Source organism: Pararhizobium sp. (assembly GCF_965279435.1).
Lineage (GTDB): Bacteria > Pseudomonadota > Alphaproteobacteria > Rhizobiales > Rhizobiaceae > Pararhizobium.
In genome coordinates this window covers 310,001-324,594 of record NZ_CBDIHY010000002.1, presented here as the reverse complement: position 1 = coordinate 324,594, position 14,594 = coordinate 310,001, and the positions used below count along the sequence as shown (strand labels likewise).

At 57.4% G+C, this 14,594-nt stretch carries 13 protein-coding genes, 1 tRNA gene and 2 rRNA genes (1 of these 16 cut by a window edge); 6 read left to right on the top strand and 10 right to left on the bottom strand.

Features of this window, described 5'->3' with window-relative positions:
* Window positions 1-192 precede the first annotated feature (192 nt).
* Window positions 193-945, top strand: a complete 753-nt coding sequence (locus ACQY8Q_RS03055) for a pseudouridine synthase (RefSeq protein WP_428424519.1) — start codon at window positions 193-195, stop codon at window positions 943-945.
* Window positions 946-1,098: 153 nt separating this feature from the next.
* Here ACQY8Q_RS03055 and ACQY8Q_RS03050 read toward each other — a convergent pair whose 3' ends face one another.
* Window positions 1,099-1,425 (bottom strand): hypothetical protein, encoded by a 327-nt coding sequence (locus ACQY8Q_RS03050; protein ID WP_428424517.1) that lies wholly within the window; start codon window positions 1,423-1,425, stop codon window positions 1,099-1,101.
* 265 nt (window positions 1,426-1,690) lie between these two features.
* Here ACQY8Q_RS03050 and ACQY8Q_RS03045 point away from each other — a divergent pair, with 265 nt between their 5' ends.
* Window positions 1,691-2,311, top strand: coding sequence for an RBBP9/YdeN family alpha/beta hydrolase (locus ACQY8Q_RS03045; protein ID WP_428424515.1), 621 nt, complete (start codon window positions 1,691-1,693; stop codon window positions 2,309-2,311).
* A gap of 42 nt (window positions 2,312-2,353) precedes the next feature.
* On the opposite strand, the gene ACQY8Q_RS03040 is transcribed toward ACQY8Q_RS03045, so the two are convergent.
* From ACQY8Q_RS03040 to ACQY8Q_RS03020, 5 genes are all read right to left on the bottom strand, one after another.
* Complete coding sequence (locus ACQY8Q_RS03040; RefSeq protein WP_428425538.1) at window positions 2,354-3,082, bottom strand: ABC transporter ATP-binding protein; 729 nt, start codon at window positions 3,080-3,082, stop codon at window positions 2,354-2,356.
* Entirely contained in the window at window positions 3,082-3,915 is an 834-nt protein-coding gene (locus ACQY8Q_RS03035; protein WP_428424513.1) for an ATP-binding cassette domain-containing protein, read from the bottom strand. The genes ACQY8Q_RS03040 and ACQY8Q_RS03035 overlap by 1 nt, the downstream gene beginning before the upstream one ends.
* On the bottom strand, window positions 3,908-4,768 hold the full coding sequence (locus ACQY8Q_RS03030; RefSeq protein WP_428424511.1) for an ABC transporter permease: 861 nt from the start codon (window positions 4,766-4,768) through the stop codon (window positions 3,908-3,910). The genes ACQY8Q_RS03035 and ACQY8Q_RS03030 overlap by 8 nt, the downstream gene beginning before the upstream one ends.
* Window positions 4,765-5,772 (bottom strand): ABC transporter permease, encoded by a 1,008-nt coding sequence (locus tag ACQY8Q_RS03025; RefSeq protein ID WP_428424509.1) that lies wholly within the window; start codon window positions 5,770-5,772, stop codon window positions 4,765-4,767. The genes ACQY8Q_RS03030 and ACQY8Q_RS03025 overlap by 4 nt, the downstream gene beginning before the upstream one ends.
* A gap of 76 nt (window positions 5,773-5,848) precedes the next feature.
* Window positions 5,849-7,438 (bottom strand): ABC transporter substrate-binding protein, encoded by a 1,590-nt coding sequence (locus ACQY8Q_RS03020; protein ID WP_428424507.1) that lies wholly within the window; start codon window positions 7,436-7,438, stop codon window positions 5,849-5,851.
* A gap of 305 nt (window positions 7,439-7,743) precedes the next feature.
* Between ACQY8Q_RS03020 and ACQY8Q_RS03015 the strand changes: the two genes are divergently transcribed.
* Both ACQY8Q_RS03015 and ACQY8Q_RS03010 read left to right on the top strand, forming a co-directional pair.
* The gene (locus ACQY8Q_RS03015) at window positions 7,744-7,929 is read left to right on the top strand and encodes a hypothetical protein (protein ID WP_428424505.1); all 186 of its coding nucleotides are present in this window, start codon (window positions 7,744-7,746) and stop codon (window positions 7,927-7,929) included.
* A gap of 37 nt (window positions 7,930-7,966) precedes the next feature.
* Entirely contained in the window at window positions 7,967-8,488 is a 522-nt protein-coding gene (locus tag ACQY8Q_RS03010; RefSeq protein ID WP_428424503.1) for a Dps family protein, read from the top strand.
* A 263-nt stretch (window positions 8,489-8,751) separates the two neighbouring features.
* Here ACQY8Q_RS03010 and ACQY8Q_RS03005 read toward each other — a convergent pair whose 3' ends face one another.
* Complete coding sequence (locus tag ACQY8Q_RS03005; RefSeq protein WP_428424501.1) at window positions 8,752-9,102, bottom strand: hypothetical protein; 351 nt, start codon at window positions 9,100-9,102, stop codon at window positions 8,752-8,754.
* Window positions 9,103-9,272: 170 nt separating this feature from the next.
* Between ACQY8Q_RS03005 and ACQY8Q_RS03000 the strand changes: the two genes are divergently transcribed.
* A complete protein-coding gene (locus ACQY8Q_RS03000; protein WP_113247475.1) occupies window positions 9,273-9,863 on the top strand; it encodes a DUF4360 domain-containing protein in 591 nt (196 codons plus the stop codon).
* Between the two features lie 64 nt (window positions 9,864-9,927).
* Window positions 9,928-11,331, top strand: a complete 1,404-nt coding sequence (locus ACQY8Q_RS02995) for a DUF4360 domain-containing protein (RefSeq protein WP_428424499.1) — start codon at window positions 9,928-9,930, stop codon at window positions 11,329-11,331.
* A gap of 355 nt (window positions 11,332-11,686) precedes the next feature.
* Here the strand turns inward: ACQY8Q_RS02995 and ACQY8Q_RS02990 are convergent.
* From ACQY8Q_RS02990 to ACQY8Q_RS02980, 3 genes are all read right to left on the bottom strand, one after another.
* Window positions 11,687-11,763 (bottom strand) — tRNA-Met (locus tag ACQY8Q_RS02990).
* Between the two features lie 407 nt (window positions 11,764-12,170).
* Window positions 12,171-12,285 (bottom strand): 5S ribosomal RNA (gene rrf, locus ACQY8Q_RS02985).
* A gap of 248 nt (window positions 12,286-12,533) precedes the next feature.
* Window positions 12,534-14,594: ribosomal RNA gene (locus ACQY8Q_RS02980) — 23S ribosomal RNA — on the bottom strand (it continues 746 nt past the right edge of the window).

The following is a 14,594-nucleotide window of genomic DNA, read 5'->3' as shown; positions in this document are numbered from 1 at the left end:
GCTTGACGTTCGGGACGGCCAGGTTTCTGACATGATCACTCTACCGCCTTTGCGCACCCGTTACAGTTCGACGGGATTCCGATACCCATCCATGTTTGATCGCGCGCTGCCCTGTTGATTGGCTGCGCAACTGCAAACGATGTGGCGTGTCTCAGCGCAGTCCAGGCAGCAAAGCTTCCGGAATACTTCGACTTGGCTAAACAAGCATTCGACAGCGGCGCACGCGCAACCATCTGCCGTGCGCTTTCCAAACTTGGCTATTGTTCGCGCACGCAAGCCGAAACACTGATCGCCGAACGGCGCGTGACGCTGGGCGGGCGGGTGGTCACCGATATCCTGACATGGGCAGACGTTCATAAGGACATCATTGCGGTCGACGGCATCCGGCTGGTTGCGCAATCCAGCGTCTATCTCATGCTCAACAAGCCACGTGGTATGGTGACGACAAGGGTCGATCCTGAAGGGCGCCCAACGGTGTTCGATTGCCTTGCGCAGATGGACAATCCCTTCCTTTCCCCCGTCGGCCGTTTGGACAAGGCAAGCGAGGGATTGCTGCTGTTCACCAATGATACGGTGCTCGCCCAACGCCTGCTCGATCCGGTCACCAATGTCGGGAAGATCTATCACGTGCAGGTGAGGAGCACCCCGACGGACGACATGATTGCCCATATGCGCCGCGGCGTATGCGAGGGCGGCGAGATGCTCAAGGCTTCATCCGTCGAGATTCTGCGGTCGGGAGGAAGAAGCACTTGGCTGGAAGTCGAGCTGCGTGAGGGCCGCTACCGTCAGATCCGGAGAATGCTCAAGGGCCTGGATATCGAATGCCTTCGATTGGTTCGCGTCGCGATCGACGATATCAAGCTGGGCGAGTTGGCGAAAGGGTCGGCCCGCGCTCTTGACCGGCACGAGATCGAGATCCTGCGGCGGCGAACGGGAACCGCATAGTGCGGGTGTGCGACGCTTCAAAAACAGGTCAAAAAAAAGGCCTCCAGTAAACGGAGACCCTGAGTTTTGAAGGATTAACCTCCAGAGGGAACGGTTGAAAAACGATGGCCCGGGAGGAGAGGGCACCGAGAACTTCAACCGCCGTCAGTATGCTCAATGCAGCGGCCGCAAACAACGAATGACATCCTGCTCCGTTCCCGAATTTAAACGTTTTGCCCAAAGTCCGGTCTCAACCCGCACTTTTTTACCCACCGTGAAACCCGCATCCATCCGTTTCTGCGCATGACGCCTGGGGTAACCGTTTGCCAGTCGCCACTTCCCTGAACGCTTGGCGCCCATGTCATCCTGAAAGCTGAAAAACACTTTTCCCGTGAGTTTTTCCGTGTCCTCAACAACCGGCAGGCTCGAATTTCCGCAATCGCGGTCACGGATAGTCTGCAGTTTCTTTTGTCTACTAAATTTATGGATAATAATGCTCACTCTACCCTGATCGACAGATCATGGGATTTCGCGTTGCAGATGTGAGGACATAATGAGCTTGCTCAGACATTTTGACCGCCTTCAAACCATGAGGGACCAGTTGGAAGCAAAGCTGGACCTGGATGATGCGGGCTTTTCCGGAATGGGTTACCGGGCACGACGTGATCTGCGCGAGCGCATATCCGAGATTTCGCAGGAAATCTCAGCACTGGAACGGTCTCGCTCTTTCCAAAGCTGACGGCGTTAGACGGTGAGGAACAACCAAATGACATCCACCCTGATCCTGCCTGGGCTGAACGGGTCCGATGACGGGCATTGGCAACGGTTCTGGCTCAAGGACGATAAGGAAAGCCGTTTGGTCGAGCAGGACGACTGGAAATCCCCAAAGGTTGAAGCTTGGACAGACCGTCTTGAAGAGGTGCTTGTTCAGGAAGGGCCAGCCTATATCGTTGCGCACAGCCTTGGTTGCCTGCTGGCCGCGAAATGTGCGGACCGGCCATCGGCAAGATTGATCAAGGGCGCGTTGCTGGTTGCCCCCTGCGATCTGTCGACCACCGAAAGGCTTCATCCGGGCGCGATCCATTTTGGCCGGATGCCGACCCGCACTCTGCCCTTTCCAACCATCACGGTCGGAAGCCTGAACGATATCTACATGCCGCTGGAAAGCCTGTCGCTCTACAGCCGCCTCTGGAAGACGCAGGTCAGAAACCTCGGGCCGGCCGGCCACATCAACATCGAAAGCGGTTTCGGCCGGTGGACAGGCGGCTACGAGCTGCTGTCCCTGCTGAAAATGAAAGCGAAGGCTCGCAGAAATTACGAGCTGCCCCCAGCGCAGAATGCCGAGGCGCTTGCCGAACAGGCGATCAAGTCCGGCATGTCCCACTGAGAGAATAGTCCGGAAATTTTCTCGATATCTGGGCGTTTCGTCTCAGGCGGCGGCCTCGACGGTTTCTTCTGTCAATTCCGATAGCGCCGCACGGTCGAGTTCACGGGCGATGCGTCCTTGGCTCATCAGGACGCCGCGATCACACATGTGGCCAATCACCCCCGCATCATGGCTGACGAGGATGAACGTCATGCGATGCGATGCCTTCAGATCGTTGAGCAGGTTGAGGATTTCTGCCTGAACGGTCACATCGAGGGCGGATGTCGGCTCATCAAGCAGCAACAGTTTCGGCTTCAACAGCAAAGCGCGGGCAATCGCGACACGCTGCCGCTGGCCGCCCGACAACTGGTGGGGATAACGCCCTGCAATGGCTGGTGAAAGGCCGACCTGATCAAGGGCGATACGCACCGCGGCATCGATACCTTCAGCGCCGTGAACCTTCAGCGGCTCGCCAAGGATATGCGCGATCCGGTGCCGGGGATGCAGCGACGAATAGGGGTCCTGAAATACCATCTGGATATTGCAGCGGGTGTCACCGGTGATCTTCCGGCCCGGTTCGAGCTTGGCTCCGAAAATGTCGATCAAGCCGGTCCAGCTGGTATTGAGCCCGGCAATGGCGCGCAGAACAGTGGTCTTGCCACATCCGGACGGACCGATCAGGCCGAAGGTTTGACCTTCCTCAACAGAAAACGCGACGTTGCTGACGGCCGTGAAGCGTGTCTTGGCTGACGGGAAGGAAATCGACAGCTGTTCGACCGAAACGGTTGATATCATGATGGGTTTCCACTGTCTTCAAACACCGGCAGCCGCGTTCCGTAGGTGGCGAACGATGGCCGGGCTGCCCAGAGGCCGCGCGTGTAGGCCGTTTGCGCCTGCGCAAGCTCGGATGCCGGCAGACGCTCGACGATCTCCCCCTGGCGCATGACGATCACCCGGTCGGCATAACGCGACACCTGCTGCAGATCATGGCTGATCAGCAGCAGCCCCATGCCGAATTCCTCCGTCAGCGAACGCAGGAGGGTGAGCACCTGATCCTGCAGACCGCGATCAAGTGCGGAGGTCGGTTCGTCGGCAATGATCAGCTTCGGCCGGTTGATCAGCATGGCGGCAATCATCACGCGCTGACCCATGCCGCCGGAGAGTGCTGCGGGATAGCTTGCATAAATCCGTTCCGGATCCGGCAATCCGACCTTTACCAGCATATCGAGGGCGCGCTGCTTGCGCTCCCTTGCAGAAAGCTTGGTGTGCAGCAGCAGCGCCTCCTCGACCTGGCGGCCGACGCGATGGGCTGGGTTGAGCGAGAATTTCGGATCCTGCAGGATCAGCCCCATGCCGCTGCCGCGCAAACCGTTCCAGCCGGATGGACCGAGCGTCTGCAAATCGATGCCCTCGAACAGCATGCGGGATGCGCGAACGTGCGCGCGGCGCGGCAGGAGGCCCATGATCGCCCGCCCGGTCAGCGATTTGCCCGATCCGGATTCACCGACGACGGCGACGATCTCGCGGCCGACCGTGAGCGAGATGGATTTGACGACCGGTACAGGCCCGTTATCCGATGGAAACGAGATGGTGAGGTCTTCCACTGTCAGCAGGGCATCAGTCATTGCGGGGATCCATCAGGTCGCGCAGACCGTCGGCGAGCAGGTTGAAGCCGAAGGAGGTGATGAGGATGGCAAAGCCCGGCGTTGCAGCGATCCACCATTGATCGAAGATCACCTGCGTGCCGTCGGCGACCATCGAGCCCCATTCCGCCGTTGGCGGACGAACGCCAAGGCCAAGAAACCCCAGTCCGGCTGCAGCCAGAATGATGCCCGAGAGATCGAGCGCCAGGCGGATGACAGCCGACGGTAGTACAAGCGGCAGGACATGGCCGAACAACAGGCGAGGGCCCTTGATGCCGACCATTTCTGCAGCAGCAAGATAATCGCTTTTGGCCAGCTTTGCCGTTTCGGCACGCGCCTGCCGCGCATAGGCGGGCCAGCTGGTCAGCGCTAGCGCCAGCGCACCATTGAGCAGACCCGGTCCCATGATGGCGACAAAGGCGAAGGCAAGCAGCAGGCGTGGAAATGACATGACGATATCGGTGATGCGCATAAGGCTGCGCTCGACGAAACCGCCGAGATAACCTGCGAGAATACCGATGGTGATACCCACGGGCGCCATCAACAGCACGACGAACAGCACCAGCAGCAGCGTCGGACGGGCGCCATAGATCAGCCGCGAGAGAATATCACGGCCGAACGCATCGGTCCCCAGCCAGTGCTGCTGGCTCGGTGCCATCAGCCGGTTAGCGGTTTCCTGAAGCGTCGGATCATACGGCGCAAGCCACGGTGCAAAGATCGCCATAAACAGCACGATCAGGATGATGGCGGCCCCGGTCGTCAACGATGGCGAACGGGACAAGCGGAGCCGCAGCCAGCGTGCCGGCGAAATTTGCGGTGTTGTCAGCGCACTCATCGAGCCTGCCCTTTGTGGATTCGGGCCGCAGCCACATCGGTGAGCGCGTTCAGGAGCACGAAGCAACTGCCGACGACCAGCGTGGCGCCGAGAATGGCGGGCATGTCCCCGGAAAACATCGCAGTCGTCAGGTAGCGGCCAATACCCGGCCAGGCAAACACTGTCTCGGTCAGCACTGCGCCCTCGAGCAGACTGGCATAGGCAAGCGCGATGACGGTGAGAAGCGTGCCGGCAATGTTCGGCAGGATGTGGACAAAGACGACACGGGAAAGGCTCGCGCCCTTGGCGCGCGCAGTCAGCACATATTCCTGCCCAAGCTCGGAGAGGATCGAGGCGCGCGTCAGTCGGGAAATCCCGGCAAGGGCGTGAAAAGCCAGAACGATGGCGGGCAGGGCCAGATGCGCCAGCGCATCGCGGAATGCTCCGGCCTTGCCCGACATCCAGGTGTCGATCAGGGCAAAGCCGGTGACGGGCTTCACTGTATATTGGAACATGACATCGAGCCGCCCCGGCCCGGGCGCCCAATGCAGGCGCGCGTAAAACAGCAGCAGCATCAACAGGCCGAGCCAGAAGATCGGCACGGAATAGCCAAACAGCGAGACGAAGCGGGCAATTGCATCGACCAGCCCGCCCTGGCGCATGGCGGCGGCAATACCGAGCGTCAGGCCGATGACGCTGCCGATGATGATCGCAGCGGTAGCAAGCTCCAGCGTGGCGGGGAACGTTCGGGCAATATCGGAGGCGACCGGTTGGCCTGTCGAGATCGACTGGCCAAAATTGCCGGAGGCCGCCTGTTGCAGATAGCGCAGGAATTGAACTGGAAGCGGCTGGTCAAGGCCGAGCTCAAGCCGAGCGGCCTGGTAGGTGGACTGGCTGGCATGGTCGCCGACCATCTGCAAGGCGGGATCAATCGGCGAGAGCCGCGTCATGGCAAATGTCACCAGCGCGAGGCCCAGCAGCGTCATCGCAAAGGACACGAGCCATTTTGAAAAAGGCCCGAGCAAAGACAACTCCCGCCAGCGATGCTGGCGGGAGTTGTTTGGCTCAGGCAGGCTGCGGAGGACCGCTTTCTGCAATGACTTATTTCTCCACGTGATCGTAATAAACCTGATCGGCGTTCAGGCCCTGGACATAGTTTTTCACCTTGTCGCTTATCACGACCTGATCGTTACCCTGAAGCAGGAAAACGAAAGGCGAGCTTTTCTGCACCTTCTTCTGCAGGTCTTCGTAAAGCGCGGTGCGCTTGGCGGGGTCCTGTTCCTTGACAGCAGCCAGCGTCTCGTCGGTCAGTTCCGGGATCACCCAGCCGGCATATTTTGCAGCCGTATTAGTCGAGTTGTCACGGTTATTGGAGAATGCGCTGGCGTTGGAATGCGGATCGAAATAATCCGGAATCCAGTAGCGCAGCGTCATCTGATACTGACCCGACCGGCCCTTGGCGTAGATATCGCTGGCAACACCCGGCTGGATATCAAGCTCGATGCCGGCCTTGGCGAACGACGACTGCAGCGACTGCGCAATCGACAGGAACGGCTGATCGTTGAACACGATGAACTCGACCTTGACCGGCGTCTTGATACCAGCATCGGCGAGCACCCTCTTGGCCTTTTCGACGTCGAGCGAGAATGGGGTGTCAGTGAGTGCGCCGGGGAAACCGACCGGCAGGAAGGCCTGATGCACCTGGCTCTGGCCGCGCAGGAGATCCTTGGCGATACCGTTATAATCGACCAGATAGCGGGCGGCTTCCCAGAAGGCGGGATTGCCGAGCGTTTCGTTGGCCTTGGAGTTGATCAAGATGTAATCCGTGCGGGCAGATGGAACCGAGAGCACCTTGATACCGGGCTTGTCCTTCAGCGCGTCGATCTGGTCGGCGCCAAGGCCACGGGCGATATCGGCATCGCCCTGCTCAACCAGCAGGCGACGGGCGGCGACGTCAGGCACGTTGCGCAGAATGACGTTTTCAAGCTTTGGCTTATCGGCCGACTGGCCGTTGGCTTCCAGCACCAGCGCCTCATGCGGCGTATAGGAGGCGATCTTGAAGGCGCCGCTGCCGGCCGAATTGGTCTTCAGCCAACCATTACCGAAGTCATTATCCTTTGCTTCGGCCGAAACAGTCTTCTCGTCGATAATCGAGGCGATCGGTGCGGTCAGCAGCGACAATGCAAAGGCTGGGCCGACATCGGCGGTCCATGTCAGCTTGACATGCGTGTCATCAATCTTTTCGACAGCGTTATCGACATTCTCTGCCGTCCAGCCAAGTTCGTTCAGGATGAATGCCGGCGACTTGTTGAGCTTGACGGCGCGGGTCAGCGAGAAGATCACGTCTTCCGGGCGAACCGGATTGCCGGAGGCGAAAACCGACTTGCCGGTCAGTGTAAACGTCAAGCTCTTGCCGTCGGCGCCAGATTCCCAGGAGGCTGCAACGGCCGGACCGATCTTGGTGCCGTCAGTGCGGTCGGATTCGATCAGGCGCTGGTATAGGTTGTTGAACGACTGTACCGTCGTTAATTCGAAGCCTTCAGCCGGATCGAAGCTGACTGCGTCGTCGATCGACTGGGCAACTATCAGGGCATTTGCGGGTGTTTCGGCGTGGGCTACCCCTGCCGTGGCGGCAAGCGCAAAGCTGAAAACGGCGCCGAGAAGCTTGGCCCGGCGGGATCGTCCATTCATCATTCGTCTCCTGTACATAAGTTCGTTTGAGCGCGTCGCTCGTTCGGCCGAAATTAGAGGCAGATCGGCGTAGAGCACAGTAAAATATACCTAATTTACAGACAAACTTAGCAATCCCGTACTTTTGTATCATCAGCCGGTGGTCCCTGCCGCAGATGCAGATTGGCTGACGGCTGGAGATTATTGGCAGAAGCGCAGCCGGCAAGAGAACGCCGAAAATTCGGCAAGACCCTACTGCAAGAACTGGAGCAGTGCCTTATATGAAGGGGCGGGTCCAAGCATGAAAGCACCGGGATACAGAGGCCATGAAAAACGCCGCAAGCAAACCCGAATACCTCCGCGACGCGCTTGCCTCGCTGCCAGAACCCCTCGACCTGCAAGATCTCGTTCTGCCAAACAATCGCAGGCACAACAAGGAGGATTTGCTCAAAGAGGCTTTGGAGGAACCATTCCCTGCAAACGCGCCCCTTTCTCTGCAACCCATCCGCTGAACAAGCCTCGTCAAATCAGAAACAAAGGAACCGAGTTATGACCGACAAGACACCGCGTGCGCGCCGTATGGCACCTTTGAGAACACCGTCCGGCCTTTCAGAAGACGCGACCCGGGATATCTCCGGTGCTTTGACAGCTTTGCTTGCCGACGTGTTTGCCCTCTATCTGAAGACGAAGAATTTCCACTGGCATATGTCCGGTCCGCATTTCCGCGACTATCACCTGCTCTTCGACGATCAGGCCGCACAGATCCTGGCAATGACCGACCCCTTGGCAGAGCGGGTCCGCAAGATCGGCGGCACGACGCTGCGCTCGATCGGCCATATCGGCAAGATCCAGCGAATTTCAGACAATGATGCCGATTATGTCGATCCGCAGGATATGCTGGCAGAGCTGCGCGACGACAATTCGGATCTTCTGTCCCGCATGCGCGAAACGCGCTCCCTTTGCGACGAGCATGGCGACGTTGCGAGTACAAGCGTCCTGGAAAACTGGATCGACGAAACCGAAGAGCGCGTGTGGTTTCTCTTCGAGACAAGCCGCAAGGGCAATTCCTGATACACAAGTAGAAAACGGGTATTGCGTCGTACAATGTGGCATTGATTGCGACAGGGCACGGCAGCCGGCTCTATCTTTGCCAACGCGATGGTCCCCAAGCCGTTGATAGGGGAGGGGGCCACCATACGATCAAGATCCGTTGAAAGAATGGATGAAAAGATTGCTTGTACGTTACAAGCCACGTCCGCTCCAACGCCGGAATCACGCACTTCAAGCGCACTATCTCTGCCGGTCGGCGCCATGCTCCTTATGCAGATGCCTGCTCAAATGCCGCAATTTGGGCGATCCCGGCAGATCTTTGGACGATACAGCCGCTTGTAGTGCCCTTCCTGGAACCGGATCTTCTGCTTGCGTTGATGTTCGATCAATTGCGCGGAAGGCGCATGAGACCTTTCGCTATCGACCGGCGTGGATGTCGCGCAGCCTGCTGTGACAAAGCCAATCGTGGCGGCAACGGCAAAGGCTTTGAAGGTCGTCATTGCTTTTTGCATCCCGCGTCTCTCCGCCTGCTTTTTTGCACCGTGAAGGCTATCGCAAAATGGATGAACCCCGGCTGAACCGTCAAACCGGCGACCGCCGCCAGATTCCTCCCTTGACACAATCTTGCCTTTCAACTGCGCGCTTTCCGTCGTGTTTGATTAAAAGTTTATTAATCCGGCCTTCCTACACATAGACCTTTGCTAAATGACCTCTAGATGAACAACGCGCTCATCAAAGGTTCAGATCAGCGGCTCTAATTCTGAGGCGAAGCAGCCGCTTCGTTCGACAACACCGAGGAAATCACATGAAGGCTATCGGCATCCTATTCGCATCCCTGTTCGTGGCCTCTACGGCTTATGCAGATGATATCTCACTTGGCGTACCAGGCTATGGAGGCAGCGGCTGCCCCTCCGATAGCGTATCGGCGACGATCAGCCCCGACGGCAAAGCCCTCAGCCTGCTGTTTGACAACTATGTTGTGGAAGCCGGTGGCGAGACAGGCAAGTCCTTTGATCGCAAGACCTGCAATGTCGCTATTCCGGTCCATGTCCCGCAAGGCCGCAGCGTTTCGGTCCTGGCCATCGACTACCGCGGTTTCAATCAGTTGCCACGCGGCGCACGCTCGCAGTTCAACGTCGAATACTTCTTTGCCGGCGCCCGCGGTCCATCCTTCACACAGACGTTTACCGGTCCCCGCGAGAAGGACTACCTCATTTCCAACAAGCTCGTGGCAGATGCCCTGATCTGGTCGGCCTGCGGCGAAGACGTGAACTTGCGGACAAACTCCAGCATTCGCGTCAACACCACGAAAAACAAGGAAGCCATGGCAACAGTCGATACGCAGGACGTTAAGGCTGCCATCGTCTACAAGCTTCAGTGGCGTACCTGCCGCTAATTTTAAAACAGATTGGGGCAGCATCGACACGCTGCCCCTTACTTTTCTTACAGGGTAAGTTGTCATGCGTTCCCCCGTTTATCTGACTGTGAACTTGTTTGCCTTTGCTGTGTTCAACGCCGCCGCCGGCACGGCATATGCTGCGAATGGCTGCGCTGAAGGCACTTTTTCGAACGTTCCCTCGCCGGATGGCAACGCCACCAGTGTCTTGTTCGACGATTTTTCAGCAACTGCGGGCGGCGGCTCTGGAACCCAACGCGCAACAAGCACCTGCAACTTGAGCGTTCCCGTCACCAACCCCGGTGGTTTCACCGTTTATCAGGTTGACTATCGCGGCTTCGTCACCACCCAAGACGGGCAGGGGGCCTCTATCGTCACGCGGCAGGACGGCAAGACGGTTCTAAACCACCAGATCACTGGCCCTTTGGAAGATGATGTCTCCGTTGGTAATCGGATCGGGGTGTCCGGTTCGGATACGCTCGAACTGACAGTTATCGTTGGGGCAACAGGGCCTTTGAATGAGGCGGACCTTGAGGCTGGTCTTTTTCTCGATTCTATCGATTTTGCACGGCTGGGGTTTACCACAGCAAAGTCGGTGACAAATTCGGTTGACCAGCTGGCGCGCCAGAGACAATCAATCGTGCTGGATCTAATGGACACCGCGCAAAATCTGCTCGGTCAATCTCAGCGATTTGACAGCGGCAATTATCTCAGCGCGTTTGGCAGCTCCGACGCTGCCGCCGGGTTCAATGGACGCTGGAACGCTGGCAATGGCGTGAGCTTTCTCGGCGGCGCCGCCGTTGTGAACCCCAACCGGACCGATGTTTCCATCGATACACTGGTTCTTCTGGCCGGGGCGGCACGGTATACCACGCCGGAGGCGCAATGGCGCGCGTTTGGCGAGATCGGCGCCTGGGGCTCCCCCAAAGTATCAGCCAACCTGTCGCGCAGTTACGTGAACATCAATGATATGGTCTTCGCCGGTGGCGCAGTATCCGGGCCGCTGTTCAGTTCCTATGGACGTATCGGGGCAATCTATGCGCCCGATGATGCCAATGAAATTGCCTTTTCTGCCCGGTTTACCCGATCCTGGCTGAACCTCGATGGCTACCGCGAATCCGCCGCCGGCAAGAACCTCTTTGCAGCCACAGTGAAGGGCGGCCGCTCCACGGCCGATACCGTGAGCGCCGAAGTAGCCTGGAGCCATGATACCGGCGGACGACTAGACTATACGGTGGCAGGCGCCATTGGCCGGACGTTTGCAGGCAAGGACGGCGCCAAGGCCTCGGTCGATTGGGTAGGGGATGTCACCGGCACGGCCGACGATCAGAACTTCGCCACCCTTGGCGGCCGGGTCGGCTGGAAGATCGATGACGTCTGGAAGGTCGAAACGTCGTTATCAGCGACATTCCGTCAGCAAGACAAGCCCGATTGGAATATCGGCGGACAGTTGAAGGCTTCGTTCTAAGCCCGGATCCCATAGTCGAGTGAGAAGCGGTAATCCAGTGCCCGCAGGCCGGACCGCAACGACAGCCCATCATCGCAAGACGGCCTCCACCGTGGGCTTACTGTTCGACGGCTTGATGCGGTTATTGGTCTTTTATCATCTCCCCCTTTTTCCATCCCCCTTTGAACGCCAAAAAGCCCGCGTCCGTTTCCGGATCGCGGGCTTTTGTGTATGTTTGGTTGCGGGGGCAGGATTTGAACCTGCGGCCTTTGCTCCTGCCGCTTGCCGTCCCGCTTTTCCATCCCCCTTTGAACGTGGAAAAGCCCGCATCCGTTTCCGGATCGCGGGCTTTTGGGTGTTTTTTTGGTTTTAAGTTTGGTTGCGGGGGCAGGATTTGAACCTGCGGCCTTCAGGTTATGAGCCTGACGAGCTACCGGGCTGCTCCACCCCGCGTTATCTCTGCATTCGGCTTTAGCCGAATGTCGGAACCGTGCAAATCCGTTAGGATTTGTCGCGTTACCAGCGTATTCGGCGAAGCCGAATATCGCGACAAGGAAACCGCCTTCTGGCGGTTTTCGTCAATAGCGCAAACCGAAGGTTTGTCGCTTACAGGTTGGGCTGTATTTGCCTTCCCTTGTTCATTTCAGCGCAAATTCGCAGAATTTGTCGCCTTGATGTTCCGTATCAGGCAGAGGCCTTTAGCGGAACCGGCTGTTTTTCGATCGAAAGACAGCCGGTTTGTATATTTTCCGGCATTATACCGAAGCAAAAAGGCCGCTTGAGGGCGGCCTGCTGTTCGGCTTTGGCCGGGTTTTGTTCTGAGAAGATAGTGTATTTGGTATAATTCTTGCCATTAATAGACCTGGCAGCGACCTACTCTCCCGCGTCTTAAGACGGAGTACCATTGGCGCAGGGGCGTTTCACGGCCGTGTTCGGAATGGGAACGGGTGCAGCCACCCCGCAATAACCACCAGGTCAACTAAGGGCAAGAATTGCTCCGGCGACGGAGCAAAACCAAATGAGAAGCTGGCGAGGGAGGCGTTGCCTCTCTCCTTTTTAGTCTTTGAACACGTTTTGTTGCTCTTCTTCCGGTCGAAGACCGCAAGCGCAGAGCGCGTCGCCAATCGTTTGGCGCGCCGTCCGCAGCGCAGCCGCCTTGCGGCGACAGCGTGAGGACAAAACAGATGGCTTAAGTTCATCTTCGATGAACATAAGCAATGAGAACAATCAAGCCAATCGAACGATTAGTACCGGTAAGCTTCATGCATTGCTGCACTTCCACACCCGGCCTATCAACGTGGTAGTCTTCCACGGTTCTCAAGGGAATACTCGTTTTCAGGTTGGTTTCCCGCTTAGATGCCTTCAGCGGTTATCCATTCCATATATAGCTACCCTGCTATGCGGCTGGCGCCACAACAGGTCCACCAGAGATATGTCCATCCCGGTCCTCTCGTACTAGGGACAGATCCTGTCAATATTCCTACACCCACGGCAGATAGGGACCGAACTGTCTCACGACGTTCTGAACCCAGCTCACGTACCGCTTTAATTGGCGAACAGCCAAACCCTTGGGACCTGCTCCAGCCCCAGGATGCGATGAGCCGACATCGAGGTGCCAAACAACCCCGTCGATATGGACTCTTGGGGGTCATCAGCCTGTTATCCCCGGCGTACCTTTTATCCGTTGAGCGATGGCCCTTCCACACGGGACCACCGGATCACTATGACCGACTTTCGTCTCTGCTCGACTTGTCAGTCTCGCAGTCAGGCGGGCTTATGCCATTGCACTCGACGAACGATTTCCGACCGTTCTGAGCCCACCATCGCGCGCCTCCGTTACTCTTTCGGAGGCGACCGCCCCAGTCAAACTACCCACCATACACTGTCCCGGATCCGGATAACGGACCGCGGTTAGACATCCATGACGATAAGGGTGGTATTTCAAGGATGGCTCCACGAGAACTGGCGTCCCCGCTTCAAAGCCTACCACCTATCCTACACATGCCGACACGAATGCCAGTGTAAAGCTATAGTAAAGGTGCACGGGGTCTTTCCGTCTGACCGCAGGAACCCCGCATCTTCACGGGGAATTCAATTTCACTGAGTCTATGCTGGAGACAGCGGGGAAGTCGTTACGCCATTCGTGCAGGTCGGAACTTACCCGACAAGGAATTTCGCTACCTTAGGACCGTTATAGTTACGGCCGCCGTTTACTGGGGCTTCAGTTCAAAGCTTGCACCTCTCCCTTTAACCTTCCAGCACCGGGCAGGCGTCAGGCCCTATACGTCGTTTTGCAACTTCGCAGAGCCCTGTGTTTTTGATAAACAGTCGCTACCCCCTGGTCTGTGCCACCCCTCCATACTTGCGTACGAAGAGGTCACGCTTCTTCCGAAGTTACGCGTGCAATTTGCCGAGTTCCTTCAGCATAGTTCTCTCAAGCGCCTTGGTATACTCTACCTGACCACCTGTGTCGGTTTCGGGTACGGTCTATACGGTGGAGCTATTTCCTGGAACCGCTTCCTCGCCCACTCAATCCAATAAGAGCAAACAAGTTACGCAATCCGTCACTACCACCAGGCCCACGAATATTAACGTGGTTCCCATCGACTACGCATTTCTGCCTCATCTTAGGGGCCGGCTAACCCTGCTCAGATTAACTTTAAGCAGGAACCCTTGGTCTTTCGGCGAGGGGGTCTCTCACCCCCTTTATCGTTACTCATGTCAACATTCGCACTTCCGATACCTCCAGGACCCCTCACAGGTATCCCTTCACAGGCTTACGGAACGCTCCGCTACCACTGCGGCAACCCGAAGGTTGCTACAATCCTCAGCTTCGGTGCATGGCTTTAGCCCCGTTACATTTTCGGCGCAAAGACCCTTATTTAGACCAGTGAGCTGTTACGCTTTCTTTAAATGATGGCTGCTTCTAAGCCAACATCCTGGTTGTTTTGGGATCCTCACATCCTTTCCCACTTAGCCATGACTTGGGGACCTTAGCTGGAGGTCAGGGTTGTTGCCCTCTTCACGACGGACGTTAGCACCCGCCGTGTGTCTGCCGACTAGTACTCCTCGGTATTCGGAGTTTGGTTAGGATCAGTAAGACGGTGAGTCCCCATAGCCCATCCAGTGCTCTACCCCCGAGGGTATTCGGTCGACGCACTACCTAAATAGTTTTCGCGGAGAACCAGCTATTTCCGAGTTTGATTGGCCTTTCACCCCTAGCCACAAGTCATCCCAATCTATTGCAACAGATGCGGGTTCGGTCCTCCAGTTGGTGTTACCCA

Bases quoted from the DNA above. Each gene is read 5' to 3' on its own strand.
- ACQY8Q_RS03045 (WP_428424515.1), top strand. From the start codon at position 1,691: ATGACATCCACCCTGATCCTGCCTGGGCTGAACGGGTCCGATGACGGG.
- ACQY8Q_RS03035 (WP_428424513.1), bottom strand. From the start codon at position 3,915: ATGACTGATGCCCTGCTGACAGTGGAAGACCTCACCATCTCGTTTCCA.
- ACQY8Q_RS03030 (WP_428424511.1), bottom strand. From the start codon at position 4,768: ATGAGTGCGCTGACAACACCGCAAATTTCGCCGGCACGCTGGCTGCGG.
- ACQY8Q_RS03020 (WP_428424507.1), bottom strand. From the start codon at position 7,438: ATGAATGGACGATCCCGCCGGGCCAAGCTTCTCGGCGCCGTTTTCAGC.
- ACQY8Q_RS03015 (WP_428424505.1), top strand. From the start codon at position 7,744: ATGAAAAACGCCGCAAGCAAACCCGAATACCTCCGCGACGCGCTTGCC.
- ACQY8Q_RS03010 (WP_428424503.1), top strand. From the start codon at position 7,967: ATGACCGACAAGACACCGCGTGCGCGCCGTATGGCACCTTTGAGAACA.
- ACQY8Q_RS03000 (WP_113247475.1), top strand. From the start codon at position 9,273: ATGAAGGCTATCGGCATCCTATTCGCATCCCTGTTCGTGGCCTCTACG.
- ACQY8Q_RS02995 (WP_428424499.1), top strand. From the start codon at position 9,928: ATGCGTTCCCCCGTTTATCTGACTGTGAACTTGTTTGCCTTTGCTGTG.